The 24984-nt window shown below is 73.2% G+C and carries 26 protein-coding genes; 10 read left to right on the top strand and 16 right to left on the bottom strand.

The genetic code is table 11. The features are described from left to right. On the top strand, positions 1 to 483 hold the full coding sequence (locus AB0F52_RS41530; RefSeq protein WP_360183165.1) for a hypothetical protein: 483 nt from the start codon (positions 1 to 3) through the stop codon (positions 481 to 483). On the opposite strand, the gene AB0F52_RS41525 is transcribed toward AB0F52_RS41530, so the two are convergent. The 6 genes from AB0F52_RS41525 to AB0F52_RS41500 all read right to left on the bottom strand — a co-directional run bounded on the left by AB0F52_RS41525 (position 480) and on the right by AB0F52_RS41500 (position 6855). Continuing rightward, positions 480 to 1430: an RNA polymerase subunit sigma-70 gene (locus AB0F52_RS41525; RefSeq protein ID WP_360183163.1), complete on the bottom strand. Its 951-nt coding sequence runs from the start codon at positions 1428 to 1430 to the stop codon at positions 480 to 482. The two genes, AB0F52_RS41530 and AB0F52_RS41525, sit on opposite strands and share 4 nt — an antisense overlap. Before the next feature lie 17 nt (positions 1431 to 1447). Continuing rightward, on the bottom strand, positions 1448 to 2020 hold the full coding sequence (locus tag AB0F52_RS41520) for a maleylpyruvate isomerase family mycothiol-dependent enzyme (RefSeq protein ID WP_360183161.1): 573 nt from the start codon (positions 2018 to 2020) through the stop codon (positions 1448 to 1450). After that, positions 1998 to 2774, bottom strand: a complete 777-nt coding sequence (locus AB0F52_RS41515) for an isocitrate lyase/phosphoenolpyruvate mutase family protein (protein ID WP_360183159.1) — start codon at positions 2772 to 2774, stop codon at positions 1998 to 2000. Before AB0F52_RS41515 ends, AB0F52_RS41520 begins: the two co-directional genes overlap by 23 nt. A gap of 4 nt (positions 2775 to 2778) precedes the next feature. Then, positions 2779 to 4182: a DHA2 family efflux MFS transporter permease subunit gene (locus AB0F52_RS41510; RefSeq protein ID WP_360183156.1), complete on the bottom strand. Its 1404-nt coding sequence runs from the start codon at positions 4180 to 4182 to the stop codon at positions 2779 to 2781. Between the two features lie 85 nt (positions 4183 to 4267). After that, complete coding sequence (locus tag AB0F52_RS41505; RefSeq protein ID WP_360183154.1) at positions 4268 to 4999, bottom strand: hypothetical protein; 732 nt, start codon at positions 4997 to 4999, stop codon at positions 4268 to 4270. Next, a complete protein-coding gene (locus tag AB0F52_RS41500) occupies positions 4891 to 6855 on the bottom strand; it encodes a helix-turn-helix domain-containing protein (protein WP_360183149.1) in 1965 nt (654 codons plus the stop codon). Before AB0F52_RS41500 ends, AB0F52_RS41505 begins: the two co-directional genes overlap by 109 nt. Before the next feature lie 141 nt (positions 6856 to 6996). On the opposite strand from AB0F52_RS41500, the gene AB0F52_RS41495 reads away from it, so the two are divergent. Both AB0F52_RS41495 and AB0F52_RS41490 read left to right on the top strand, forming a co-directional pair. Next, a complete protein-coding gene (locus AB0F52_RS41495) occupies positions 6997 to 8067 on the top strand; it encodes an alpha/beta hydrolase-fold protein (protein ID WP_360183147.1) in 1071 nt (356 codons plus the stop codon). 64 nt (positions 8068 to 8131) lie between these two features. Next, positions 8132 to 8476, top strand: a complete 345-nt coding sequence (locus AB0F52_RS41490) for a hypothetical protein (RefSeq protein ID WP_360183145.1) — start codon at positions 8132 to 8134, stop codon at positions 8474 to 8476. On the opposite strand, the gene AB0F52_RS41485 is transcribed toward AB0F52_RS41490, so the two are convergent. Further along, positions 8401 to 9351: a YafY family protein gene (locus tag AB0F52_RS41485; protein ID WP_360183143.1), complete on the bottom strand. Its 951-nt coding sequence runs from the start codon at positions 9349 to 9351 to the stop codon at positions 8401 to 8403. The genes AB0F52_RS41490 and AB0F52_RS41485 overlap by 76 nt on opposite strands. Before the next feature lie 63 nt (positions 9352 to 9414). On the opposite strand from AB0F52_RS41485, the gene AB0F52_RS41480 reads away from it, so the two are divergent. Further along, a complete protein-coding gene (locus tag AB0F52_RS41480; RefSeq protein ID WP_360183141.1) occupies positions 9415 to 10563 on the top strand; it encodes an epoxide hydrolase family protein in 1149 nt (382 codons plus the stop codon). A 6-nt stretch (positions 10564 to 10569) separates the two neighbouring features. On the opposite strand, the gene AB0F52_RS41475 is transcribed toward AB0F52_RS41480, so the two are convergent. From AB0F52_RS41475 to AB0F52_RS41460, 4 genes are read right to left on the bottom strand one after another with little or no spacing between them, the layout of a single operon-like run. Beyond that, positions 10570 to 10893, bottom strand: coding sequence for a copper resistance protein CopC (locus tag AB0F52_RS41475; RefSeq protein WP_360183139.1), 324 nt, complete (start codon positions 10891 to 10893; stop codon positions 10570 to 10572). Positions 10894 to 10898: 5 nt separating this feature from the next. Further along, positions 10899 to 11567: a hypothetical protein gene (locus tag AB0F52_RS41470; RefSeq protein WP_360183137.1), complete on the bottom strand. Its 669-nt coding sequence runs from the start codon at positions 11565 to 11567 to the stop codon at positions 10899 to 10901. 6 nt (positions 11568 to 11573) lie between these two features. Further along, positions 11574 to 11945, bottom strand: coding sequence for a hypothetical protein (locus AB0F52_RS41465; protein WP_360183283.1), 372 nt, complete (start codon positions 11943 to 11945; stop codon positions 11574 to 11576). Between the two features lie 45 nt (positions 11946 to 11990). Continuing rightward, positions 11991 to 12359 (bottom strand): roadblock/LC7 domain-containing protein, encoded by a 369-nt coding sequence (locus AB0F52_RS41460; protein ID WP_285990422.1) that lies wholly within the window; start codon positions 12357 to 12359, stop codon positions 11991 to 11993. 481 nt (positions 12360 to 12840) lie between these two features. Between AB0F52_RS41460 and AB0F52_RS41455 the strand changes: the two genes are divergently transcribed. Next, a complete protein-coding gene (locus AB0F52_RS41455) occupies positions 12841 to 13356 on the top strand; it encodes an RNA polymerase sigma factor (protein ID WP_360183135.1) in 516 nt (171 codons plus the stop codon). Between the two features lie 28 nt (positions 13357 to 13384). After that, positions 13385 to 13843 carry a redoxin domain-containing protein gene (locus AB0F52_RS41450; RefSeq protein WP_360183133.1) on the top strand — a complete coding sequence of 153 codons (459 nt, stop codon included), beginning with the start codon at positions 13385 to 13387 and terminating at the stop codon, positions 13841 to 13843. A 9-nt stretch (positions 13844 to 13852) separates the two neighbouring features. On the opposite strand, the gene AB0F52_RS41445 is transcribed toward AB0F52_RS41450, so the two are convergent. Further along, positions 13853 to 14692, bottom strand: coding sequence for an LLM class F420-dependent oxidoreductase (locus AB0F52_RS41445; protein ID WP_360183131.1), 840 nt, complete (start codon positions 14690 to 14692; stop codon positions 13853 to 13855). A gap of 71 nt (positions 14693 to 14763) precedes the next feature. Here AB0F52_RS41445 and ligA point away from each other — a divergent pair, with 71 nt between their 5' ends. Next, positions 14764 to 16755 (top strand): NAD-dependent DNA ligase LigA, encoded by a 1992-nt coding sequence (gene ligA / locus AB0F52_RS41440; RefSeq protein ID WP_360183129.1) that lies wholly within the window; start codon positions 14764 to 14766, stop codon positions 16753 to 16755. 102 nt (positions 16756 to 16857) lie between these two features. Then, on the top strand, positions 16858 to 17298 hold the full coding sequence (locus tag AB0F52_RS41435) for a hypothetical protein (RefSeq protein ID WP_360183127.1): 441 nt from the start codon (positions 16858 to 16860) through the stop codon (positions 17296 to 17298). Positions 17299 to 17558: 260 nt separating this feature from the next. On the opposite strand, the gene AB0F52_RS41430 is transcribed toward AB0F52_RS41435, so the two are convergent. The 4 genes from AB0F52_RS41430 to AB0F52_RS41415 all read right to left on the bottom strand — a co-directional run bounded on the left by AB0F52_RS41430 (position 17559) and on the right by AB0F52_RS41415 (position 21807). After that, complete coding sequence (locus AB0F52_RS41430) at positions 17559 to 19847, bottom strand: FtsX-like permease family protein (protein ID WP_360183125.1); 2289 nt, start codon at positions 19845 to 19847, stop codon at positions 17559 to 17561. Further along, complete coding sequence (locus tag AB0F52_RS41425) at positions 19844 to 20533, bottom strand: ABC transporter ATP-binding protein (RefSeq protein ID WP_103342024.1); 690 nt, start codon at positions 20531 to 20533, stop codon at positions 19844 to 19846. The genes AB0F52_RS41430 and AB0F52_RS41425 overlap by 4 nt, the downstream gene beginning before the upstream one ends. Beyond that, positions 20533 to 21054, bottom strand: a complete 522-nt coding sequence (locus AB0F52_RS41420) for a PadR family transcriptional regulator (RefSeq protein ID WP_360183122.1) — start codon at positions 21052 to 21054, stop codon at positions 20533 to 20535. Before AB0F52_RS41420 ends, AB0F52_RS41425 begins: the two co-directional genes overlap by 1 nt. 135 nt (positions 21055 to 21189) lie before the next feature. Next, positions 21190 to 21807, bottom strand: a complete 618-nt coding sequence (locus tag AB0F52_RS41415; protein ID WP_360183120.1) for a helix-turn-helix domain-containing protein — start codon at positions 21805 to 21807, stop codon at positions 21190 to 21192. Positions 21808 to 21875: 68 nt separating this feature from the next. Here AB0F52_RS41415 and AB0F52_RS41410 point away from each other — a divergent pair, with 68 nt between their 5' ends. Both AB0F52_RS41410 and AB0F52_RS41405 read left to right on the top strand, forming a co-directional pair. Continuing rightward, positions 21876 to 22760, top strand: coding sequence for an NAD(P)H-binding protein (locus tag AB0F52_RS41410; RefSeq protein ID WP_360183118.1), 885 nt, complete (start codon positions 21876 to 21878; stop codon positions 22758 to 22760). 312 nt (positions 22761 to 23072) lie between these two features. After that, positions 23073 to 24974 carry a hypothetical protein gene (locus AB0F52_RS41405; RefSeq protein ID WP_360183116.1) on the top strand — a complete coding sequence of 634 codons (1902 nt, stop codon included), beginning with the start codon at positions 23073 to 23075 and terminating at the stop codon, positions 24972 to 24974. Positions 24975 to 24984 lie beyond the last annotated feature (10 nt).

Below are 24984 nucleotides of genomic sequence, written 5' to 3'. Positions count from 1 at the left end.
ATGAGCCAAGCCGTCGTGTCCGCCCTGCGGGAACGCGTGTATGCGACGCTGGTCGGCCTGTCGACCGTGCTGGTCCTGGTCAGCTACGCGAACGAGACATCGGCGACGGAGGCCGTCGCGGACATCGCGTCCGCCATGGGCGCGCTGTGCCTGGCGGGCGGGTTCGCGGATGTGAGCGCCCACCGCATCGCCCACGGCCGGTTTCCCCGCGGCCACGACCTGCGACACATCCTCAAGGCGGCGAGCCATGTCCTGGAAACCGCCCTGCTGCCCCTTCTCAGCGTCGGTGCCGCGGCACTGGGCTGGCTGCCGCTGAGCACCGCGCTGTGGCTCGCCGCCCTGTCGCTCGTGCTCACGATCGCCGTGCTGGCCCTGCTCGCGACGCGGCGCACCACCGTCCGGTGGCCGGTCAAGCTGCTCCTGTTCGTCGTGGAAGTGGCGATCGCCCTCGCCGTCGTGGGCGTGAAGCTGCTGGCCCACTAAAGCCGCTCCGGCAACCCGGCCGCCGTCACCAGCCGCGGGTCGTGGAACTTGACCGCCCGGGAGAAGCGGCCGCCGGTCACCGTGAACACCCACAGCCCGTCGGCCCGCCGGACGCCCGCGGCGTCGGGGCGGTAGCTGCCCGCGGCGGGCTGGCCGTTGGCGCGGGTGGGCAGCAGCCGGGCGGCGCCGCCCGGGGCGGAGAAGGCCCGCTCCAGGAACGGCAGGCACACGGCCACGCCCCGGAACCAGACCGGGTGCGGCACCGCTTCGATGCTGAAGTCGTCCTGGATGACCGCCCGCAGCGCCGCGGTGTCCTCGGCCTCGAACGCCGCGATGTAGCGGTCGAGCAGCGCGCGCTCGTCCCCCGGGCCGGGCGGCGGCTCCGGCCGGCCGTCGAGGTCCAGTTCGTCGAGCCGGACGCGGGCCCGCTGCAGGAGGCTCTTCACCGCGGGCACGCTGATGCCGAGGACGTCCGCGATCTCGGCGGCCGACCACGAGAGGACTTCACGCAGCAGGAACGCGGCGCGCTGCCGTGCCGGGAGGTGCTGCAGGGCCGCGACCAGCGCCAGCCGGACCGACTCGCGCCGCACCACGACCTCCCCCGGATCGCCGAGCACGGCGTCGGGCAGCGGCCCGAGCCACGCGACCGAGTCGTCGGCGAACACCCGCGCCCCCGGATCGCCGGACGGCGCGCCGAGCCCGGCGGGCAGCACCCGCCGGCCGCGGTGGTTCAGCTCGGTGAGGCAGGTGTTGGTGGCGATCCGGTAGAGCCACGTCTTGAGCGACGACCGCCCTTCGAAGGCGTCCACGCCCTTGGCCGCCTTGAGGTAGGTCTCCTGGACGACGTCTTCGGCGTCCTGGTAGGACCCGGTCATCCGGTAGCAGTGCGCGACCAGCGCCGGGCGCAGCGAGCCGAACTCGTCCCGCAGCCGCTCCTCGGAAGACACCACACGCTCCTCGTTCGTCATGGACATCGTCGATCATCCCTCCCGAGGACGGCGAGCAGGCGTGCGCCGGGCGGACGCCCCGGCGGCAGGGCGACGGGCTCGGCGAACACGCCCCGGCGGGTGCCGCGGCCGAGCACCGACGGCAGCGCGGCGAGCAACCGGGTGGCGAGCTCGCCGGGGATCGCCCGGGCCGGGTCGGCGTCCCAGCCGTGGACGGCGGCTTCGATGGCGCCCACGACGATCAGCTGGTGACACGGCAGCGCCAGTCCCTCGACGGCGACCGCGCGCCGGCCGCGAAGATCCCGGGCCGCGGCTGTGAGCGCGGCCGCGGCGTGGCCGAGGTCGCGCCGGAGGGACCGGGCGGTGACCGGACCGTTGCGCGCCGGCGTGTCCGGTGGCACGGCACCGGACACGAGTGACGTGGCCACGCAGCGGAGGGACCCCGTGAGGTGGGCCAGCGCGTCGGCGACGGTCCAGCCGTCGCAGGCCGAGGGACGGCCGAGATCGGCGAGACCGACCCCGGCCGCCGACGCGACGGCGAACTCGAGCGCGGCGGCGAGCATCGCCTCATCGGCCGGCCGCCCGGGCACCGGGCACCTCCATCCCCGCCGCGATGCGCAGTTCCGCCAGCGAGCCGCGCATCGCCGCCATCCCCGCGCGGTAGAACCGCGGCCCGAAGGACACCCTGGCGACCCCCAGCGTCGCCAGGGTGTCCAAATCCAGCTCCGCGCCCGTGTTCCCGTTGACCGGCCCGGGCACGCCGGCGACCACCTTCCCCAGGTCGGCCGCGGCCGAAATACCGATCGGGTAGACACAATCCGCTCCGGCCTCGCGATACAGCCGCCCGCGCCGGATCGCCTCGTCCGTCCGCCCGGCTCCCGAAAACCCGCTCGGCGGCAGGAAGGTGTCGATCCGCGCGTTGAGCACCAAGGACTCCCCGGCCGCCGCGCGGACCGCGGCCAGCCGGTCCGCCTGGGCCGCCGCGGGCACCAGTCCCCCGGCCCGGTGGTCGGTGTCCTCGAGGTTGCAGCCCACGGCCCCGGCGGCCAGCAGCTCGGCCACGAGCTGGTCCGGCTCCAGGCCGTAGCCCGCCTCGGCGTCGACGGTCACCGGAACCGGCACCGCGCGGGCGATCCGCGCCACGGCGGCGAACATCTCGCGCCACGGCGCCCGTTCGCCGTCTTCGTGCCCCAGCGCACCGGCCACCGCGGCACTGGACGTCGCCACGACCGGGAATCCCATGTGGACGACGAGTTCCGCGCTCGCCTCGTCCCACGCGTTCGGCAGCACCAGCGGCTTCCCGTGGTGCAGTTCGCGCAACAGACCGGCCTTCGATGCGGACATGGTGCTACTCCTTCGTTTCACGGCGGGGAATGACGGAACCGGCCAGCGCGCCGGCCGCGGCGAGCACGGCGCTGCCCACGGCGGCCGCGGTGAACCCGGCGGAAAACGCGGCCCTCGAGGCGTAGCTGCCGGCCAGCGAGAACGCGGCCACCAGGAGCGCCACGCCGAACGCCCCGCCGAGCTGCCGCATCGCGCTGAAGGCGCCGGAAGCCTTGCCGAGCAGCCGCGGCGCGACCGAGGTCAGCACCGCGCTCTGCGCGGCGGGCAGGCACATCGCGATCCCCGTACCGGACAGCACGAGCGGCACGGCGATCACGCCGTAGCCGATCGACGGCCCGGCGACCAGGGCGATCCACCCCATGGCGAGCGCGTGCAGCCCCAGTCCCGCCACGATGAACGGCCGCTCGCCGAACCGGCCGGCCAGCCGGCCCGCCAGCTGCGGGACGACCGTCGTCGTCAGTCCCCACGGCGCCAGCCCGAGCCCGGCGGCCAGCGGCCCGTACCCCAGCCCCTCCTGCAGGAACTGGGCCATGAAGAACACCGCACCCAGCGCGGAAGCCCAGTGGAAGAAGATCACGGCGTTGCCGGCGGCGAACCGGCGCGAACGGAACAGGTGCAGCGGCAGCATCGGGTGGGCGGCTCGCCGCTGCCACGCCACGAACGCGCCGAGCGCCACCAGCCCGGCCGCCGGCGGCCCCAGCACGGCCACGCCGGTCCAGCCGGCCGAGTTGCCCTGGACCAGGCCCCACACCACCCCGAAGGAGCCGGCGCCGGCCAGCACCAGGCCCGGGACGTCGAGGGCCGGGTCCGGGCCGTGGCTCTCCTCGACCCGGGTCAGCGCGAAGTACGCCAGAGCCGCCCCGATCGGGACGTTGATCCAGAAGATCCACGGCCACGAGATGCCTTCGACGACCGCGCCCCCGAGCAGCGGCCCGAGGGGCACCGCCACCCCGCTGACGCTCGCGAACACCCCGAGGGCCTTGGGCCGCAGCTCCGCCGGGAAGGCGGCCCCGAGCAGGGCGAGCGCGAGCGGCATGACGAACGCGGCCCCGGCGCCCTGGAGCACCCGCCCGGCGATCAAGACCGCCACATCGGGTGCGACGGCGCAGATCAGCGACGCCGCCGCGAACAGCGTCACCCCCGCCGCGAAGACCCGGCGCCGTCCCCAGCGGTCACCGGCCGCCGCCGCCGTCATGAGCAGGACGGCGAAGCTCAGGCCGTAGGCGTTGACCGTCCATTCGAGCTCGGTGACCGACGCGCCGAGGTCGGTCCTGATCGCCGGCAGGGCGGTCGCCACGACCAGCGCGTCGAGGACGACCATCAGCGACGCCACCGAGGTGACGGCCAGCACCCATCTTCGCTGCGCCTTCCCCACGGCCACCGGTGTGGGTGAAGTCCTGGTGCGCACTCGTCTCTCCTTGCCTCCGGTCACCGGCTTCGCGCCGCTTCCGAAGACATGGACACCGCCCGGTCCCCGAAGGAATCGGTGCCCCTCAGCTTCCGCGCGCCCGCGTGGCCGGTTCCGGCGGCGCCGCGGTGCCCACCGGTGCCTCGAACGCCCGCGCCAGGTGGTCCTGCAGCCGGGCGTGGCGGAACTGGTAGACCGCGCCCGCCTGGCGGAGGATCCCGCGGCGGTAGGCGTCGTCGAGGAACGCGGCGGTCGCCCACGGCAGGCGGCCGGTCAGGGGCAGCCACACCCGGGACACCACCAGCCACTGGCCCCACGCGGTGAAGGCGAAGACGTACGCGACCGCCCCGCCCAGGCCGCCGACCGCGCCGACGACGAGGCCGCCCGAGAGGCTCCAGGCCAGCGGCCCGAGCACCCCCTGCAGGAGCTCGACCACGATCCGGCCGCCGGCCGCGATGGCCAGGGCCAGCAGCGGGCCGAACGCCAGCACCTGGCGCAGCACGGTGGTGCGGTTGGCCCGCAGCAGCGTGCCCGGGCTGGCGGCCGAGCTGAGGTCGAGCGGCGTCTCCAGCACGGCGACGAGCCCGAACGTCGCCCCGGCGGCGAGGCCGAACACCAGCCCGCTCGCGAGCGTGTTGACCGCCGCGGTCTGCACCAGTTCGCCGAGCTCCGGCGCGAACCCGGCCACGACGGCCCGGGAAATCACCGTCACCGGGCCGTAGCCCAGCCCGACGACGAACCCGCCCAGCAGCCCGGCGCCGAACCGGCCGGCGAAGCGCCGCAGCAGGGAGCCGGGCCGTCCGGCGCGCCCGCGCACCCGGACCTGCATCCGCGACGGCTCGAACACGAGTCCGCCGTAGACCACCATGATCCCGTGGACCAGGCCGAACGCGAGGCCGACCACCGAGCCGACGAGCAGCCCGTCCACGAGCCCGGCGCGCAGGCCCGGCAGGAAGCCGAGCCCGGCGATGTCCACGGGCACGAAGACCAGCCAGTCGGCGACCGCGGTGGCGAGCATGGCCGAGAGCACGACGGCGAGATCCGCGACGACCGGCGCAGCGAGCCGCCCAGCCGCCACCACGCCAGGTCGTGCGTGCCGAGCCGGTCGAGGTGCCGGGCGAGGTAGCCGAGCCAGCGCCCGGCGCGGCCCGGTTCCCACCGCGGCCGATCGCGGTACACCGTCGGCACGAAGCTGCCCAGCAGGTGGTCTTCGACGGCTTCGGCGGTCGGGAACCGCCGGGTGTCGACCAGGATCGAGGGGTCTTCGCCGGGTGCGTCGCTGTAGACGGTCCGCGCGAGCACGACCATCAGCGGCGTGCGGAGGACGGCGGCGAGCGCGGCGCCGGCGTCGCTGTCCAGTCCCGCGAGGACGGGGTCCCACACCGTCCCGGCCGCCTCACCGGGCGCCGGGCGGCGGGTCGTGCGGGGCAGGTAGCCGAGCACGTCACCCGGGGTGAGGTCGGTCAGTTCGACCCCGGCGGCCGCGGTCAGCACGTCGGTGGCCGCGACGGCCGCGGCGTACTCGGCCGGGCGGCTGGTCAGCACCAGCGGCAGGGTGGTGCCGTTCAGCGCTTCGAGGGCGGCGCGGTGCAGGCCGTCGGCGAGTTCGTCGAACCCGTCGAGCACGGGCAGGACGTGCCCGGCCTCGACCAGCGCGGCGGCGAGCGTGGTGCCGCCGGGCGCGGCCGCGGCCAGCCCCGGGTAGTCGCGCAGCAGGCCGTCGATCAGCCAGTCGCGCAGCGGTGTCGCGCCGGGGTCCCACGAGCCGAGGCCGAACAGCACCGGCACCGGCTCGCCGGGCACGCGGGTGCGCAGCCGGTCGAGGACGAACCGCAGGGTCAGGACGGTCTTGCCGGACCCGGCGCGGCCGAGCACCACCAGCCGCCCGGACGGGATCCGCCGGTAGGTGGCCGCGATCTCGCCGAGTTCGCCCGACAGGTCCAGCGGGTCGGCGGTGGCCCCGGCCGGAACGCGGCGGACGTTGGCCCAGTGGTCGGTCAGCCGCGCCGGCAGCGGCCGCCACCGCACGGGCAGCGGGAACGGGTCGTGGATCCGGCGGTGTTCTTCTTCGCGCTGCCACCGCCCGGCGACGGCGTGGGCCAGCCGCTCGGCCGCGTCGGCGAGTTCACCGCGAGGTGCGGGGGTGCCGGGGAGGGCTGCGAGGTCGCCGAGCGCCGCCGATTCGCCGCGCAGCACAGGTTCCGGGACGAAGCTGCCCGGGAAAGCTGCGGGCTCGCCGGCCGCCGACTCGCCACCCACCGCAGACCGCGGCGCGAAACCACCCGGGAGGACTGCGGGCTCGCCAGCCGCCGCCGACTCGCCACCCAGCTCAGACTCCGGCACGCCGGGGATGGCTTCGGGCCCCGCAGTCCCGCCGTGCGCCAACTCCGCCACGACACTGTCGGGTACCTCCTCCGGCGCCGCGATGCCGCCGGCGGCCGCGGCCAGGTCGCCGCCCGCGGCGACCGCCAGGAGCCTCCGGTGGTCCGCCGGGGCGATTCCCAGTGCGTCGGCGAGCAGCTTCACCGTGCCCAGCCGGGGGTTGCTGCCTTGGTCGCGCTCGAGGCGCCCGATCGTGCGCACCGCGATCCCGGACCGCTCGGCCAGCTCGTCCTGCGTCATCCCCGCCTGCCGCCGGAATTCCCGCAGCAGCGCTCCGAACCCGCTCGTCACTTCCGCGCATCCCCCCAGCGGCGCCGGTTGCGTTCCCGATCGACCCTAGCGTGCCGACCGGCCTTATTTGGCCGGTCCGCGTCCTGGTGCCCCGACCTGCGCGAACAGCAGGCTCAGCACCGGAACGAGAGGGGAACCACCATGGAGAGCCACCTACTGCGCACAGCGGCCCTGACCGCCGTCTTCGCCGCCGCCTCGGCCTTCGCCGCACCGGTGGCGGCCGCCGAAACCGGGCCGCCGCACTTCGAGAGCGGCTTCGGGTTGACCGTCACCGCACAGCCCGCGTGGGTCGACGGCACCCACCGGACCTTCATCCTCGCCGTGCGCTCCGACCAGGTGCCCACGCCCTCGACCCTGCCGGGCCAGATCCCGGGGCAGCACGTCCTCATGGTCACCCTGCCCGCCGGCTACGACAACGCGGCCGCCACCCGCTACCCGGTGCTGTACTCGCTGCACGGCAACGCCGATCTGCCCAACACCCAGCGGAACCTGGACATCAGCGAGTCGTCGACGCGGTCGGCGCCGCTGATCACCGTGCACCCCAACGGCGGCCGCAGCTGGTACTCGAACTGGGTCAACCCCGGCGCGCTGGGCACGCAGAACTGGGAGAACTTCCACCTCACGCAGGTCATCCCGCTGATCGACGCCAACCTCCGGACGATCCCGGACCGGACCGGCCGCGCGATCGCCGGCCACTCGATGGGCGGTTTCGGCGCGGTCCACTACGCCGAGCACCGGCCGGACCTGTTCGGCTACGTCGGCAGCTTCTCCGGCGGCCTCGACCTGCAGAACCCCGAACAGCGCGCGGTGGTGGCGGAGACCACGCTGGATCCGGCGTCCGGCACGCCGACGACGTCGGTGGACGCGATCTTCGGCCCGCCGATCTGGCCGCTCGACGGGATCTGGACCGCGCAGAGCCCGGCCCAGCACGTCTCGGCGCTGCGCGGCACGGGCGTGGCGCTCTACACCGGCAACGGCGGTGACCTGACCGTCGATCCGCTTCACGCGGTGGTCGAGAGCCGGGCGCGGGAGACGAACCTGGTGACCGCGGCCAACCTGACCGCCGAGGGCATCCCGTTCACCTTCGCCGACTACGGCGACGGCAGCACGTGGGCGCCCGGCTGCACCGGCAAGCACAACCAGCAGCCGTGCCTGCAGGCGGACATGGACCACTTCGTGGGGCTGCTCATGGCGGCCCTGCGGCACCCCTGATCTTCCGGGCCGGGCGGTGACGGGGGCCGTCCGGCCCGGATCCCCCTCCCCGGAAGGAGGCCCGATGGCCGCGAACCACCGGTACTGGTGTGGCGAATGCTCCTACCGGACGCCGTGGCTGACCGAGGCGGAAGGCGCCGCGTGGCGGACCCGCCACTACGCCCGGCGGCATGTGCCGACGCCACCCGGCGGCCGCGTGGAGGTCCGCGCGAAACGCCGCGAGGGCGGCGGCTGCGTGTGGCTCGTCGCGGTGCTGTTCCTGGTGCTGCTGCTGGCTTCCACGTGCCGCCAGGAGGCCCGGAGCGCGCCGCGGCCGTGTGTCGCGCGCGAGGCTCAGCCGGCCGCCCTGCCGAACCTCGCCGCCAGCGCCCGGACGTGGTCGACGAGCTCCGGTGGCTCGTGCACCTGAAAGTCGAATCCCTTGCCGGCCACGTAGATCGCCAGCTCGTCGAGCGAGTCGGAGCCGGCGCGGAGGGTGCAGCTGTGCTCGTCGACCGGTTCCAGCGCCCCGGTGGTGGGCGCGATCCGCTCGGCCGCGGTCTCGGCGCTGACGTGCAGGGTGAACCGGCCCTGGTAGCGGTAGGCCGACGTCGAGATCGCCCGCGAGGTGTAGCCGCCGAGATCGGGGTCGGGCGGGGTGCGCGGGGTGAACCGTGGCCCGGTGGGCGTGCGGGGTTCGAGGCGGTCGACGCGGTAGGTGCGCCAGTCTTCGCGGTCGACGTCCCAGCCGAGGAGGTACCAGCGCCGTCCGGTGTGCACCAGCCGGTGCGGCTCGGTCGTGCGGACGCTTTCGGTGCCGTCGTGGGCGCGGTAGCCGAAGCGCAGCCGGACCGAGTCGCGGACGGCGGCGGCGATGGCGGTGAGGGTGTCCGGGTCGGCGGTGGGGCCGGTGCCGGCCAGCGGCACCGTCGCCGACCGCAGGGCGTTGATCCGGTGGCGCAGCCGCGACGGCAGCACCTGTTCGAGCTTGGCCAGCGCGCGCACCGACGTCTCCTCGATGCCGGTGATCGAGCCGCCCGCCGCGGTGCGCAGGCCCATCGCGACGGCGACGGCTTCGTCGTCGTCGAGCAGCAGCGGCGGCAGGTCCGCGCCGGGGCCCAGCCGGTAGCCGGCGGTGCCCGCGGTGGCCAGCACCGGGTAGCCGAGCGCGCGCAGCCGTTCGATGTCGCGGCGCACGGTCCGCGGGGTGATCTCCAGGCGTTCGGCCAGTTCCGCGCCGGACCAGTCGCGCCGGGCCTGCAGGAGCGAGAGCAGACGCAGCAGCCGTGCCGAGGTTTCCCACATGCCGCTCAGTTTGCCCTTCGCCTAGGACCGAACCTGACCTAGCCGGCTTCTACGGTGGGAGTCATGCAGAACACCGAAGAGATCCGGCCCTTCACCATCGACGTCCCCCAGGCCGAGCTGGACGACCTGCGCGACCGGCTCGCCCGCACCCGCTGGGGAGCGGACCTGCCCGGGACGGGCTGGAGCCGCGGGGTGCCGGTGGGCTACCTCAGGGAGCTGGCCGGGTACTGGCGCGACGGCTACGACTGGCGCGCCCACGAGCGGAAGCTGAACGCGTTCCCGCAGTTCGTCACCGAGATCGACGGGCAGGACATCCACTTCCTGCACGTCCGCTCCCCCGAGCCGGACGCCCTGCCGCTGATCCTGATCCACGGCTGGCCCGGATCGATCGTCGAGTTCCTGAACGTGATCGGCCCGCTGACCGACCCGCGCGCCCACGGCGCCGACCCGGCGACCGCGTTCCACCTGGTGGTCCCGTCGAACCCGGGCACGGCCTTCTCCGGGCCGACCCGCGAGACGGGCTGGGACACCGGCCGGATCACCCGCGCGTTCGCCGAGCTGATGCACCGACTCGGCTACGAGCGTTACGGCGCCCAGGGCGGCGACACCGGCGCCGTCGTCGGCCCGGGCCTCGGCCGGCTCGCCCCGGACAAGGTCGTCGGCGTGCACGCCAACGGGCTCGCCGCGTTCGGCCCGCCGGACGACGGTGCCGAGCTGACCGAGGCCGAGAAGGCGCGGCTGGAGCACTTCGCGTACCTGCGGACCGAGCAGTCCGGGTACGTGGCGATGCAGACGACCCGGCCGCAGACGCTGGCGCACGGGCTGCACGATTCCCCGGTGGGGCAGTTGGCCTGGATCGTGGAGAAGTTCAAGGAGTGGACCGACCCGGCGGCCGAGCTGCCGGAGGACGCGGTGGACCGGGACCTGTTGCTCACCAACGTGATGCTCTACTGGCTGACCGGCACCGGCGGGTCGTCGGCCCACTGCTACTACGAGACCGCGCACGCGGGCGCGTGGGGCGCGAGCGAGCGGTCGCCCGTGCCGACCGGGGTCGCGGTGTTCCCGCTGGACGTGTCGATCCGCGGCGCGCTCGACCGCGAGCACACGATCGTCCACTGGTCCGAATTCGGCCGGGGCGGCCACTTCGCGGCGATGGAGGCGCCCGACCTGCTGGTGGACGACGTCCGGGCGTTCTTCGGCGAACTGCGGTGAGGAGCCTTACGGCCGTTGTCGCACCAGCCGCAGCGCGACGACGGCCGCGGCCACCACGACCAACACGGCGATCAGGATCCACACCCAAGCCGGAACACTGCTGCCGATGTCGCTCGCCGGCGCCGCGGAACTGGCCGAGACCGCGGCGGTGCCGACCATCCACTTCGCCCCGTCCGGGCCGGTCACCGAGATCGGGTCCGGCTGCAGGGTGACCGGCTCCTCGAAGATGAGCTCGATCTTGCTCGGCGCCGCGGCGAGGCTCGCCCCTTCGGCTGGTGAACTCGACTCGAGCTCGGTGTGGGCCGACGCGGGCCCGGCCGTCAGCAGCACGCCGGTCAGGGCGACACCTCCACCTCCATTCCCATGATCCGCGTGGTCCGGCGCCGCCGGAGCCAGCCCCGGACCGGTGAATCATCCGGTACCTCCGCCAGGAACGCCTTGCGCTGGGCCGACGTCGCCGACCGCCAGCGCATGGCCAGCACCGGGCGGACCGGGGCGATGTACGCCCGCACCCGTTCGTGCGCGCCGGCCAGGCGGGTCTCGTACTCGCGGTCCGGCCGGTAGGCCAGGTCCAGGTCGATCAGCGGCGCGGCGCCGCCCGCGCGGTGGTGGCAGCGCGACAGCATCCGCGCGAGCTCGTCCATCGCGCCGCGCACGCGGCAGGGCATCTGGTCCTGCCAGCGGCCGAGCTGCGGGACGGACGCCGGTGCGGCGGTCACCTCGTCGGCGAGGACGACCAGGGCCCGGATCGCCGATCCGGCCAGCTCGACGCGGATCCGCCGCCCGTTCGCGTCGACGAAGAAGCGCGGCACCCGGCCGGCCACCACGGTGCCCGAGCGCAGCCGGACCCACTCCGCGACGGCGTCCGGTGACGGGCAGGACGACACGAACGTGAACGCCAGTTCCTCACCGGCGAGGTTCATCGTCACGGGGAACAGGGACCCGAGGTCGTGCACGAACGCCGAGCCGACGACGAGTGCGGCGCGGGAGCCGCCTCCGCTCATCCCGGGCTACACCTGCAGATCCGTTTCGATGCGTTTGAGGTAGTGCCGGGCCAGCGCCAGGTTCGCCCGGTCGCGGTCCAGCACCAGGTACAGGAACAGCGAATTCCGGGAACCCACCGAATTCAGCAGCCGGATCAGGTGGTATTGGCGGTGCAAGGTGATCAGGATGTCCTCGATGGAATCGTTGAGCGCCAGCGAGGACATCACCCGCAGTTTCGACCGCACGACCTCGGTGTTCCCGGCCGCGGCGACCTCCAGGTCGAGCCATTCACCGCCGCCGCTGGTGCCCAGGGACATCCCGCTTTCGTAGTCGACCAGCGCGACGCCGACGGCGCCGCTGATGGACATGGCTTCCTTGAGTGCCGTGTCGATGTTCATCATCGTGTGCGCTTCCTCTCCGTGAACGGGTGGTCGGCCGGCGTGCTACGCGGCCAGGATCGAGCCGATCCGCTCGATGACGGGCCGGGATTCGAACAGCAGGCGCCCGACGTTCAGGCCCTTGTCCCCCAGCACGACCATCAGCGCCAGCCGCCCGATGGCGTAGACGGCCATGTAGCCTTCGCTGCCGAACACCACGGTCTGGTTCAGCGTGCCCTTGCCGGTGATTTCGGCGGCCTGCCGGGCGATTCCGAGATCGGCCGCGGCGAGCGCGGAGATCTTCGCCGGATCGATGTCGTCGGCGGCGTCGGCGATGATCGGGATGCCGTCGACCGCGGCCAGCACCGTGTCGGTCACCCCGGCGACGTTCTCCCGCAGGTTCCGCAACTCGCCGGCCAGTGCTTCGAAATCCAAGGCTCTTTCTTTCTGCTCCGGAATCACGGAAGGCGAGTGACGAAATAATCAACCATTCGGGTTGCTCTCCCCGGGGCGACCTTACCGGCGCCATTACTTTTGGCCAACCAGCACGGGAGCCCGAATTTCAGCGTCACACGATCGAGTGAAACAGATTCTCTGTCGTAACGGAAACAGGTGACGATGTTCATTGATCACGAAACCGGGGATTTCGATGTTCGGTGTTTCCGGACGGGCGGCGGGAAATGCCACGACACGACGGCGCCGGGCAACGGCTCGCCACCGGCGGCGCTCGCCGCGAGCGGGAGGCGGCCCGGAAGCCCCCGGCCCCGGACACGCTGAGCGACGAGACCCACGGCCGAGTCCATCGCCGGTACGGGGGCCGGCCACCCGCCGGGCCGCCCTCCCGGACCGGCGGTGAATCCTTTCGGGGTGCCGGAGCCTCTTATGGGGTGTGGTCACGCCGACAGGGAGAGATGCGATGGGTTGGGTCAGCGAGCAGCTCGTCGAAGCAGCGCAGGGTGGCGACCTCGAGTCGATCACCGCGGTCGTGCACGGGGCCCACCCGCACGTGCGGCGCTTCGCCGACCACCTCTGTGCGTCGCCGCAGGACGCCGAGGACGCGGCGCAGGAGGCCCTGCTCGTCCTCTACCGCAAGATCGGCTCCCTGCGGGCCTCGGCGGCGCTGGCCTCGTGGATGTTCCGGATCGTCCGTAACGAGTGCCTGCGCCGCGCCCGGCGCCTGCTCGAAGACGCCGCCGACCCCGGCCTCGCCGCGTCGGCCGAAGACGAGGTCCTCGGGCGGCTCGAAGCCGAGCGCGTCGCCGAAGCCATCCGCGCGCTGCCGGACGTCCAGCGCCGCGTGCTCATCATGCGCGACGTCCTCGGGCACCCGGGGCGGGCGTTCGCCGGCGCGCTCGGGCTGAGCACCCCGGCGATGAAGTCCCACCTGCACCGGGCCCGGGCCGCGGTCCGGGCCCGGCTGTACACCGCCTGAAAATCCCACCCGTGAAAGGAAGTTCACCGTGCTCGAAGCCGGATCGCCCGCACCGCGGCTGGTGCTGGAAGACACCGACGGGCAGACCGTCCAGCTCCCCGGCCACCACGCCGTGCTGCTCTACTTCATGCGGTCGACGACGTGCCCGGTCTGCCGGCGGCACGTCCGTTCCCTCGCCGAGGACGCCGCCGCGCTCGAGGCGGCCGGCGTCCGGGTCCTGATCGCCGTCCCCGAGGACCGCGCGACGGCCGCCGCGTGGCGGGCGAAGCACGAGATCCCGTTCCCGGTCCTCACCGCTCCCCGCGGCACACCGCACGAACTGGCCGGGCTGAACCGGGCCGTCTTCGGGGCGCTGCAGCGGTCCGGCAGCATCCTCGTCGACGCCGAGGGGGTGGTTCGCCACGCGCACAGCGCCACCCTGCCCACCGGCAGTTACGACCGCGCGGGCATCGCCGCGGCCGTGGCCGCCCTGGGCGCCCCGGCCTGACCGGGCGGTTCAGCGCAGCGGCTCGAGCGCCTTCGCCAGCGGCTCCAGCACGGCCGGGGTGTGCGGCGGCGGCAGGTACACGATCGCCAGGTCCACGCCCGCTTCCCCGAGCGCCTCGGCTTCGGCGGCGACCTTCGCGTAGTCGAGGTCCGGGTCGAGCCGGACGTGCGAGGACAGCGTGATCTCGGCCGGGTCGCGGCCGACGTCCGCGCAGTGGCGGTGCAGGACCTCACGCTTGCGGGCGAACTCCTCGGGCGTCCCGCCGACGAAGTTCCAGTGCTGGGCGTACTTCGCAGCCGTGCGCAGGGTGCGCTTCTCGCCGCTGCCGCCGATGCAGATCGGCGGGTGCGGCCGCTGGACGGCCTTCGGCTCGCAGCGGGCGTCGGTCAGCTGGTAGTGCTCACCCCGGAACGTCGTGGTCTCCTGCGTCAGCAGCCCGACGAGGACCTCGCACGCCTCCTCGAACCGGTCGCTGCGGGCCTTGATCGAGCCCAGCTCCATGCCGTACGCGCCGGACTCCTCTTCGTTCCAGCCGGCGCCGACGCCGATCTCCAGCCGGCCGCCGGAGACGATGTCGAGCGTCGCGGCCATGTTGGCCAGCAGCGCGGGGTGGCGGTAGTGGATGCCGCTGACCAGCGTGCCCAGCCGCAGCCGCTTCGTGGCCTGGGCCAGTGCGGTCAGCGTCACCCAGCCTTCCAGGCAGGGTCCGGTCGGGTCGGAGAAGATGGGGTAGAAGTGGTCGAAGGTCCAGGCGGACTCGAACAGCTCGATTTCGTCCGCGGCCTGCCAGACGGCGAGCATGCCGGCCCATTCGGTGTTCTGGGGCGAGGTCTTGATGGCGAATCGCATGATCTTCATCGTAACCCTGGAGTTCTTCCAGGATGCGGTTCTTGTCGGGGGTGCCCGGTAACGTCCCCGGGGTGAACGCTCAGGAACGCATCCAGGAACTCGCCGACCGCATCACGGTGCTGCGTGACGCCTACTACCGGGGGTCGCCGCTGGTGGCCGACGCGGAGTACGACGCGGTCGAGGACGAGCTGCGGAGCCTGATCGAGGCGCACCCGGACCTCACGCCCGACCCGAACCCCCTCGACCAGGTCGGCGCGCCCGCGGTGCTGCACGCGCCGATCCGGCACTCGCGCCCGATGCTGTCGCTGGAGAAGGCGACCAAACCCGAGCAGGTGGCGGCGTTCTTCGACCGTTTCCCCGGCCAGCCGGTGGTCGTGATGCCGAAGCTGGACGGCCTGTCGCTCGCCGTCGTCTACGAAAACGGGCGGCTGGCCCGGGCCGTCACCCGCGGCGACGGCACGACCGGCGACGACGTCACGATGCTCGTGCGCGCCCTGACCGACGGGATCCCGGAGCAGGTCGGCGCGCCGGGCCGCGTCGAGGTCCGCGGCGAGGCCGTCATGCTGCGCTCCACCTTCGCCGCCTACAACACGGCCCATCCGGACAAACCGCTGATCAACCCGCGCAACGCCGCCGCCGGCACGCTGCGCGCGAAGGACCCCGCGACGGTGGCCGAGCGCCGGCTGCGGTTCTTCGCCTTCGACCTGCACACCGAGCCCGACAGCGCGGAGACCGACCTCGGCAGCGCGCTGCACACCCTCGGCTTCACCGCGGCCGACATGCGGCGGTGCGCCGACGCCGCCGAGGCGCAGAGCGTGATCGGCGAGATCGAACAGCAGCGCAACGACCTGGACTACGACCTCGACGGCGCCGTGCTCCGGCTGGCGAGCCGGGACGCGTACGCGGCGGCCGGCACCCGGTCGAGCTCACCCCGCGGGGCGCTGGCGTTCAAGTTCGCCGCCGAGGAGAAGACCACCGTGCTGTCCGATGTGGTCTGGGACGTCGGCAAGACCGGCAAGATCGCCCCGGTCGCCTGGCTGGAGCCGGTCTTCGTGGGCGGGACCACGGTCACCCGCGCGACCCTGGCCAACCAGGAGGTGATCCGCGCCCGCGGCATCAAGATCGGCGACACCGTGCTGGTGCGCCGCGCGGGTGACGTGATCCCGTTCGTCGCCGGCGTGCTCGACGCCTCGAAGCGCACGGGCGCCGAGCGGGAGATCGTCCCGCCGGAGGTGTGCCCGTCGTGCGGGCAGCCGCTGACCGAGCAGGGCAACAGCCGGGAACTGTTCTGCACCAACGTGTCCTGCCCGGCCCAGACCGTGCGGCGGCTGATCCACTGGGCGTCGCGGGCGGCGGCGGACATCGACGCCATCGGCGGCGTGTGGATCGAACGGCTGGCCGAGGCGGGCATCCTGGAGCACCCGTCGGACTTCTACGGGCTGACGAAGGAAAAGCTGCTCGAGTTCGACCGCATCGGCGAGGTTTCGGCCACCCGGATGATCGAGTCGATCGACGCGAGCCGGGCGGTCGGCCTGCGCCGGGCGCTGATCGGGCTGGCCATCCCGATGGCGTCCGAAGGCACGGCCGCCCGCCTGTGCCGGGCCGGGTTCGGCTCCCTCGAGGACGTCGTGGAAGCGGGGGTCGAGGGGCTCGTGGCGGTGGAGGACATCGGGCCGAAGGTCGCCGCGTCGCTGATCGAGCACCTCACCCGGCTGCGCCCCGAGCTCGAGCGCCTGCGGGAGGCGGGTGTTTCGCTGGACGTGCGCGAAGAGGACCTCCCGCCGGTCATCGCGGCGGGCGCGCCGCTGGCGGGCAAGACGGTGGTGGTCACCGGCTCGATCAGCGACCCCCGGTCGGGCGAGAAGGTCCCCCGCCCCACGTTCCAGCGGCTCTGCGAGAAGGCGGGCGCGACCACGGCGACGTCGGTTTCGGCGAGCACCGACCTGCTCATCACCGGCGCCGACGTCGGGGCGAGCAAGCTGACGAAGGCCGAGAAGCACGGCGTCGAGGTCGTCGACCAAGGCGAGATCTGGCAGCAGCTGATCTCGGCGGGCATCGTGTAGCCGGCCCGGTGTCTCGCTTCCCGGACGCGGGTCACCCGGTCGTGGAAACCGGCCAAGCGCGACACTGAGCGTGAGTACCCGACTTCGTCCGAAGGGACCGCGATGACCACGTCCGACCTCATGGTCGCCCGCCAGCTCGGGGTGCACGAGTTCCTCACCGCACGGGGCTGGCTCCTCGACGGCGACAGCGATCCGGCGCGGGTGTGGTTCGCCAACGACGTGCACGCGGGCTGGCACTACCCGGAGACCTACGGCGGCCGGCACATCAACGACGTCGGCGACACCACCCCGGTGCGGCTGCAGAGCTACTTCACGTTCGGCAACGAGGGCGAAGAGGTCTTCGCCCTGGTCCCGGCGGGCAACCTCCGCGGCAGCGGCTGCCCCGACCACGACACCCGCGAGCGGTTCTTCCCGTTGACCGCGGCGGGTGTCGTAAACCTGGACGAGATCGCGGCCCTGCTGGACACCCTCGAGCCGCGCGCGCGGTCACTCGACCCGCGGGCGTTGATCGAGTGCCGATATTTCGGGCCCTGCGAGCGGTGACCGGCGCCGGCGCGGTTTGGGGCCGCGCCGACGCTCACGGAGGTTCGCCGCCGCCGGGATCCCGGCCGGGCGAGCCCGGGCGGCACCCCGAACGCACCCGGCAGGCGAACCACCGAACCCGCCGCGACGCAGAACCGCCCCGACGCCACCACTCGCACAGGTCCGCCACCGCCCGGATCACCACCGGCCAAGCCCGAGCGGCCACCCGGACGCGCCCAGTAGGCGAGCCGGGTGGCGCGCCCGGCCCCGACCGGCCCGGCTCATTCCGAGCGCAGGGTGTCCAGCCGGGTCACCTGCCGCAGCAACGGCATCGTCAGCGCGGTCACCAGCAGGACCGCCACCACCGTGGTCGCCGCCAGGGTGAGCAGCACCGGGACGTCGACGATCATCGGCCGGTCCGCCAGCCGCAGGATCGGCGCGGTCAGCCCGAGACCCGCCGCGACCGCCAGCACCACGCCGACCACCACCGGGATCCCGGTCTGCCACAACGCTCCGCGCGCCAGCACCCCGATCGGCACGCCGGCCGCGGACAGCGCCGCCAGCGGCCGCCGCCGTTCGCTGATCTGCTCGATCGAGAGCATCAGCAGGCTCATCGCGGCCACCGCCAGCACGAACAGCGACGCGGTGATCAGCACCGCCCGGAAGCTCTCCACCATCCGCTGGTCGCGGGCGCGGAAATCGCCGAGGTAGTCGCTCTTGGAGGCCGTGGCGTTCCACGCGAGCGGCTGGACCGCCCTCGCGACAGCGTCGGTCAGCGCCTGCGCGTCGCCGGTGCCCGACACGTAGACCGCGACGGAGGACGCCGGGAGGGCGAGCCCGCCGAGCGCGCCGGGCGTGACAAGCAGGCTCTGGCCGTTCGCCGTGTCGCCCGACCGCACGACCCGGACGTTGCCCGGGACCGTCCACTCCGGACCGTTCACGTCTCCGTCGCGGGAATAGCCCTGCAACTGCACTTTGCCGGTCGGCACCGCGCCACCCTGCGCGGACGCCAGGTAGAACACGTCGCCGTCGGAGCAGTCGCCGATGTTCGCCTGCACCTTGAGCGCCACGCAGTCGCCGACCACGCCGTAGTCGCGCTGCTCCCCGGACCGGAACGTCAGGTTCCGGGCCGGGTGCACGCCGGTCACGCCGGGCGCGGCCGCCACCAGCTTGCCGACCTCGGCCTCGTGCGCGGCGGTGGTCTGCACCTGCACCGGGGCGGCGGCCACGCCGTCCGGGGTGACCTGCCGGTCGGTCCCGCTGGCGAGCGAGGTGATCACGCCCTGGATCAGGATCGTGCCGGCGAGCACGACGACCAGGCCGGACACCACGCGGCTGGCGGTGCCGCTGTCCAGCTGCAGCCGCCGGATCGCGAGCTGCCACGACGGCGAGCCGCCGTGCAGGCGTTCCACGAGCCGCTCGACCAGCCACGGCAGCAGGGCCGCGACGCCGACGAGCAGGAACACGCTCCCCACCGAGAGCGCCAGCGCGGCGGGCGTGTCGCCGGTCCCCCGCTCGAAGGCCAGGGTGGCGGCCAGGAACAGCACGCCGATCGTGGTGAGCGCCCAGCGCCACCACATCCGCCGGCGCACCGGCTTGCCCTGGCGGACCACGCCGAGCGGTTCCACGATCGTGCGGCGCAGCCCGAACAGCGCCGAGCCGACCGCGAGCCCGGGTACCAGCAGCACGATCACCACGACGAGCGGCCAGGACGGGACCAGGTCCTCCGGGAAGATCCGCAGGCCGAACGGCAGGATCTCGGCGACGAACGTGCGCAGCAGGGCGAAGAACCCGATCCCGGCCGCGAGCCCGAGCACGGCCCCGACCAGCGATTCGGCCGCCGCGATCCGTTTGACCTGCGGGGAGTCCAGGCCGAGCAGCCGCAGCGCGGCGAGCCGGCGTTCCCGTTGCGCCGCGCCCATCCGCGACGCGGTGGTCACGAAGATCAGCAACGGCAGCAGCAGGACCGCGGCGACCGGCAGGATGATGCCCAGCATGAGCGCCGACAGGCCGAGCCCGGTGTAGGGCCGGCCGAACGCGTAGACCTTCTTGCCCTCGGCGCCCTCGGCCTCGATCTGCGCGGCCGGCACCCCGTAGTACGCGGTCAGATCGCCCGCGCCGGAGACGCCTTCCCGCGAGATCCGGTCGACGACGTGCCCCGGCAGCTGCGCTTTGAGCGAGCCGCCGTCCGGTCCGGCGAGCTTCGCGGCCAGCTCCGGCGACACGGCGAGCTCCCCCTGCGCCGGCAGCCGGCTGAGCCCCGGCGGCACCGGCGAGCTCGGCCCGGTCGCCGCGACCGCGGTGACCTTCACGAAGTCCTCACCGAGCGACGCGTACCAGTTGTAGGCCAGCAGCGGGGTGACGCCCGCACGCGGCTCGGTGACCTGCGTGATCGCCGCCTTGCGTTCCGCCTGCGCGCCGACCAGGTGGTGGACGGCCGCCGCGGGCAGCAGCACGGCGACCGCGAGCGCGATCCCGAACGCGGTCATCGCCAGGCGCAGCAGCGCCGCGCCGGACATCCGGCCGCCCCCGACGGCCAGCCGGAGGCCCAGCGCCAGCTCCCGCATCACGCGACCAGCTCCCGGTCGACCGTGCGCCCGTCGAGCACCATGATCTCCCGGTCCGAATAGGCGGCCACCCGCGGCTCGTGGGTCACCAGCACGACCGCGGCGTGCGTTTCCCGCGCCGCATCGGTGAGCATCCGCATGACCTTTTCGCCGTTGAGCGAGTCGAGCGCGCCGGTCGGCTCGTCGGCGAAGACCACCTTCGGTCCGGTCACCAGCGCCCGCGCCACCGCGACCCGCTGCGCCTGCCCGCCGGAGACGTCACCGGGGCGGCGCTTGGCCAGCCCGTCGACCTCCAGCCGGGCGAGCCACTCGGTCGCCTTGGCCTCGGCCTGCTTCCGCCGGCTACCGGTCAGCCGCAGCGGAAGCGCGACGTTCTCGAGGCAGGACAGCTCGGGGACGAGCTGGCCGAACTGGAACACGAAGCCGAAGTCGGTGCGCCGCAACGCACTCCGGCCCTTGTCGTCCATCCCGGCGAGGTCGGCGCCGCGGTAGCCGATGGTGCCCGCGTCCGGCCGGATGATGCCGGCCAGGCAGTGCAGCAGCGTCGATTTGCCCGACCCGGACGCGCCCATGATCGCGAGCACCTCCCCCGCCGAGACCGACAGCGCCGCCCCGTCGAGCGCCCGCGTGGGGCCGAACGACTTGTACAGTCCCTTGCCGACGAGCAACGGCGTTCCCGGCCCGGTCATCAGCGCACCGCCTGTTCGAGTTCGCCGAGGCGCGCGGCGGTGAGCTCCAGCCACCGCAGGTCCGCCTCGAGGTGGAAGAGAGCGTGATCGCAGATCAGCTGATCGGCGAGGTCGCCCCCGCGCTTGCGTTTGGTGAGCGCCCGCATCACGTTCAGGTGCTCGCCGCGCTGGACGTGGAGCACGTCGTCGGCGCTGCGGCCGGACAACAGCGCGAGCACCACCTTGGTGTAGAGCGTGTTCTGCAGGTACGGCTGCGGGCTTTCCGGCGTGCGCAGCCACGTCTCGACGTCGGTGACCCCCGCGTCGGTGATCGTGTAGCGCTTCCGCTCCGGCCCCTCGCCGCTCTCGACGCCCGCGACCTCGACCATGCCGTTGCGCAGCAGCCGTGACAACGTCGAATAGACCTGGCCGTAAGCCAGCGGGCGGTCCTGCCCGAACTGCTCGTCGTACGCCCGTTTCAGGTCGTAGCCGTGCCGCGGGCCGGACTCGAGCAAAGCGAGCAAGGTGTGCGAAATCGACATTCGCTTGATCCCCTCCTTGCCCCCGGGAGCCGGGGGTGCGGCTGACTATACCGCAGGAGTATACCCACCGTGTATACCACCGCAGTATAGTACGTTTTCGCAGGTGAGAGGCCTACCGCAGCGGTGGTCGCCGGCTCACCGACGCGAACCGAGCACGACGCGGAAGAGCCGGCCGATCCGGGCGAGATCGACCTCCGCCGCCAAGTCGGCCTCGTCGGGCAGCTCGTCCACCGGAGCGTCGATCCCGAACAGCAGGCGCGGCAGCGTCGGGTGGAGGACGAGACCGATCAGTTCGTTCGCCACCGCCTCGGCCTCGCCGGTCGCCAGCCCCAGTGCCGCCGCCAGGTGCGCCGCGAGGTCGTCGGCGGTGGTGCCGAAGAGGACGTCGTAGAGGCCCGCCGCCAGCTCCGGCAGCCGATCGGCCTCCGCGATCCCGAGGCGCAGCATCCGGGCGACCGAGGACCACCGCACCAGCTGGAGGAACCGCCCGCAGTACCGCACGACCGCGTCCTCCGGCGACCCGGCGTACTCGGCGGGCGTGCGCATCCGGGCGCCGAACAGGGCGCGGACGCGCTCGACGACCGCGAGGAACAGCGCGTCCTTGGTCGGAAAGTGCGCGTACAGCGAACGCTTCGACGTTTCGGCGCGCGTCGCGATCGCGTCCATGGAGGTCCGCTCGAAGCCGTCCTCCAGGAAGGCCAGCTTCGCCGTGTCGAGGATGTGCTCGCGTAGCGCTTCCCCACGTCGAGCCATGGCGTCCACCTCAAAGTATACGGTACAGTTGAGTTTACTTCCGCTTCCGCTGATCGGAGCCATCATCCATGATTGTGATCACCGCCCCGACCGGGCAGATCGGCAGCAAGCTCGTCGCCACGCTGCTGCGGCGGGACGAGCCGATCCGGGTCATCGTCCGGGATCCGGGCCGGCTGCCCGCCGACGTCCGGGAGCGAGCCGAGGTCGTCGTCGGCTCGCACCGCGATCCCGACGTCCTCGACCGGGCCCTCGACGGCGCCGACGCACTGTTCTGGCTCATGCCGGCGGCCGCGACCGCGAGCAGTCCCTACGAGGCTTATGTGACCGCCTCGATCCCGGGCGCCGACGCCGTCGTGCGCCACGCGGTGCCGCGCGTCGTGATCATCTCCGCCCTCGGGCGCGGGACGCAGATCTACGCCGGCCACGTGTCCGCGTCGCACGCGATGGAGGACCTCTTCCGCAGCACCGGCGCGCACGTGCGCGCCCTGGCCCTGCCCGCCTTCATGGACAACATCCTCCGGCAGGTGGCCACGATCAGGGAGGGCGTGGTCTCGGGCACCGTGCCCGCCGAGTCGAGGATGCCCTGGATCGCGACGAAGGACATCGCGGCGCTCGCCGCGGAGTACATGCTCGACCACACCTGGACCGGGCAGGACTCGGTCGAGGTGCTCGGCGGCGAAGACCTTTCCCACCGGGAAATCGCCGAAGTGCTGACCGGCGTACTCGGCACGCCCGTCCGGTTCCGGCGCGGCGACCGCGCCGCCGTCGGGCAGTTCCTCGTCGGCCGCGGGTTTTCCGAGGCGATGGCCCGGTCCATGCTGGACATGGACCTCGCCGGCGAACGCGGCATCAACAACGCCACGCCGCGCACCGCCGCGAACACCACGCCCACCACCTTCCGCGAATTCGCCGAAGAATTCGTCAAACCGGCTGTGCACGCCCGGCAGGGCTGACGCGATCCCTCCCGGCCCCCCTCCCGAACGTAATGAATGACTCATTCCTGTCGTCAGACGACAGGAATGAGTCATTCACTGCAGCGGCCGATGTCCGGTCAGGGCAGCCCGGCGTACCAGCCCACCCTTCGGCCATCCGGCAGATCCGGTTACCCCGCGTGCCGGGGACTGCGGCATTCAGGTCATCGGCCGGGCGTTCGGCTGACCTTTTGGCCGCTTCGTGCCATTCTTGCCCTCCCGCCGGCCCGAAAACGATAAAGTTCCGGTCTTCGCGGGGAAACGGCGAAGAGCGAATGGCGTCGAGGGGGACATATGTTCGTGGGCCGGACGTCGGTCCTGGAGCTGATCGGGGAACTGACCGAACCGCGCGGGGAAAACGCGCCGGCCGGTCCGCGGCCGGTCGTGATCCTGACCGGCTGCGGCGGTTCCGGGCGGACCGCGATCCTCCACGAAGCGCTGCGGGACTGGCGGGACCGCACGGCTTCCGTGCTGGTCCAGCCGCTGGTGCCGGACGGCGACCAGACGTCGCTGCGACCGTTGCTGACCTCGATCATGCTCGGGCTGGGAGTGGGTGTCCGGGGATATCCGGTGACTTTTCCGCGTTCCCTCCTCGCCCAGCTGGCCATCACCGCGAATTTCGCCGGGCTGCCTCCCGGCGACCAGCTGACCCGGCTGCGGGAACGGCTCAACGAATACAAACGGAAACCCGCGCTCGACAATTTCCTCACGGCACTGGCCCGTGATTCGTTCGCCCTCGTGCACATCCAGGTGCCCGGGCTGTCCGAGCTGGTCCCGAGGCTGGCGGCGGAAGTCACCCGGAGCACGCTGAACCGCCTGTACCGCGGGGGCGGGCTGATGCGGTTCTCCTGGGGCGACGCCGTGGACTGGTTCCGGCACCAGGACCAGGACTTCGCCAAGAACCCCGAGACCACGCTGATCGAGCTCAGCGCCCGGGCCGGGAGCGCCGACCCGCTGGTCCGCCGCAGCGTGGACGACGTCCTGGTCGGCGCGTTCCTCGCGGACCTGCGCCGCAGCCACGCCCGGGTGCGGGGCCGGCCGCCGCAGATGCTCCTGCTGCTGGACGACGGCGACGTCCCGGAGGCGGTGACCTTCGTCCGCTCGCTGTTGCGCGTGCGCGACGCGATCGCCGGCAGCCGGCCGACGCCGGAGAACCGGCTGCCCGATCCGCTCACCGTGGTCACGACCAGTGCCGGGCCGGCCGCGGCGGGCGCCGTGCCCTGGCCGGGAGCCGATCCGGTGGACGGCCCCCGGGTACGGGTCGACGTCACCGACCTGAGTTCGTCCGAGGTGCTGCAGCTGGCCCGCAGCCAAGACTGGACGACGTCGGAACGCACCGCCCGGATGGCCTTCCGGCTCACCCACGGCCACCCGGCCGCGACGGGGTTCGTGCTGCGCCGGCTGGCGGAAAACCCGCGGTTGCTCGACGATCCGGACGCGCTCCTGGACGGCCCGGACCCGGACGAGGAGGTGCGCGCCGACCGGTACCTGCTGCGGATCTTCGTCGGCGGCCTCGACCCGCACCGACGGCCGGACGACGCCTCGGTCGAGGCGCTGATCACGCTGGCGGCCGCCCGGACCTGGCAGGAGGCCGGGACGCTCGTCCGCCTGCTGCCGCCGCCCTTCGGCCTCGGCTCGCCGCTCTACACCTCGCCGACGTTGTGGCCCGCTGCCGGCGACGGCGAACGCCGGCTCCACCCGCTGGCCCGCTACCTCGGCCTCCGGGCACTGGCCGCCCGCCCGGACGCGCGGACCGGCTGGGACGGCGTTTTCCGGCTCCTGCGCGGGAAAACCCACCCGGACGACCGGGCCGGGCGGTGGCACCACGAGCTGATGCTCGGCGGCCGCGCGAAGGTCGCGGACTCGCTGGCCGTCCTGCTGCCCGAACTGCCGTCCGCGCGGTGGCTGGAGCTGTTCGACGCCGTGGTCGTCACCCCCGATCCGCGGGTGACGGATCCGGCGGAGATCCGGGGGATCGGCCGGCCACCGACCCCGGCCGGGCACACCGACGCGCTGCTCGGCATCGTGCCGGCGCTGGAACGGGACCCGTGCGTGACGCGGCCGGAAGACATCGCCGCCCTGCGGCGGCTCGCCTGGCACGGCTTCCTGCAACTGGCCGAAAGCGAGGGCGTCGCGGACCGGCAGCCGTTCCTCGACCGGGCCGACCGCTACTCGGCGGACCGCAACCGGTACTGACCTCCCGTCC

Origin of the sequence: Amycolatopsis sp. NPDC024027, assembly GCF_040638975.1 — a bacterium.
Classification (GTDB): domain Bacteria; phylum Actinomycetota; class Actinomycetes; order Mycobacteriales; family Pseudonocardiaceae; genus Amycolatopsis.
The sequence above is the reverse complement of the archived record's forward strand: the minus strand, read 5'-3'. Positions and strand labels throughout refer to the sequence as shown.

Bases quoted from the DNA above. Each gene is read 5' to 3' on its own strand.
- AB0F52_RS41445 (WP_360183131.1), bottom strand. From the start codon at position 14,692: ATGCGATTCGCCATCAAGACCTCGCCCCAGAACACCGAATGGGCCGGC.
- AB0F52_RS41470 (WP_360183137.1), bottom strand. From the start codon at position 11,567: ATGAGCGGAGGCGGCTCCCGCGCCGCACTCGTCGTCGGCTCGGCGTTC.
- AB0F52_RS41405 (WP_360183116.1), top strand. From the start codon at position 23,073: ATGTTCGTGGGCCGGACGTCGGTCCTGGAGCTGATCGGGGAACTGACC.
- AB0F52_RS41530 (WP_360183165.1), top strand. From the start codon at position 1: ATGAGCCAAGCCGTCGTGTCCGCCCTGCGGGAACGCGTGTATGCGACG.
- AB0F52_RS41515 (WP_360183159.1), bottom strand. From the start codon at position 2,774: ATGTCCGCATCGAAGGCCGGTCTGTTGCGCGAACTGCACCACGGGAAG.
- AB0F52_RS41435 (WP_360183127.1), top strand. From the start codon at position 16,858: ATGACCACGTCCGACCTCATGGTCGCCCGCCAGCTCGGGGTGCACGAG.
- AB0F52_RS41480 (WP_360183141.1), top strand. From the start codon at position 9,415: ATGCAGAACACCGAAGAGATCCGGCCCTTCACCATCGACGTCCCCCAG.
- AB0F52_RS41410 (WP_360183118.1), top strand. From the start codon at position 21,876: ATGATTGTGATCACCGCCCCGACCGGGCAGATCGGCAGCAAGCTCGTC.
- AB0F52_RS41495 (WP_360183147.1), top strand. From the start codon at position 6,997: ATGGAGAGCCACCTACTGCGCACAGCGGCCCTGACCGCCGTCTTCGCC.
- AB0F52_RS41420 (WP_360183122.1), bottom strand. From the start codon at position 21,054: ATGTCGATTTCGCACACCTTGCTCGCTTTGCTCGAGTCCGGCCCGCGG.
- AB0F52_RS41485 (WP_360183143.1), bottom strand. From the start codon at position 9,351: ATGTGGGAAACCTCGGCACGGCTGCTGCGTCTGCTCTCGCTCCTGCAG.
- AB0F52_RS41490 (WP_360183145.1), top strand. From the start codon at position 8,132: ATGGCCGCGAACCACCGGTACTGGTGTGGCGAATGCTCCTACCGGACG.
- AB0F52_RS41465 (WP_360183283.1), bottom strand. From the start codon at position 11,945: ATGAACATCGACACGGCACTCAAGGAAGCCATGTCCATCAGCGGCGCC.
- AB0F52_RS41415 (WP_360183120.1), bottom strand. From the start codon at position 21,807: ATGGCTCGACGTGGGGAAGCGCTACGCGAGCACATCCTCGACACGGCG.
- AB0F52_RS41455 (WP_360183135.1), top strand. From the start codon at position 12,841: ATGGGTTGGGTCAGCGAGCAGCTCGTCGAAGCAGCGCAGGGTGGCGAC.
- AB0F52_RS41425 (WP_103342024.1), bottom strand. From the start codon at position 20,533: ATGACCGGGCCGGGAACGCCGTTGCTCGTCGGCAAGGGACTGTACAAG.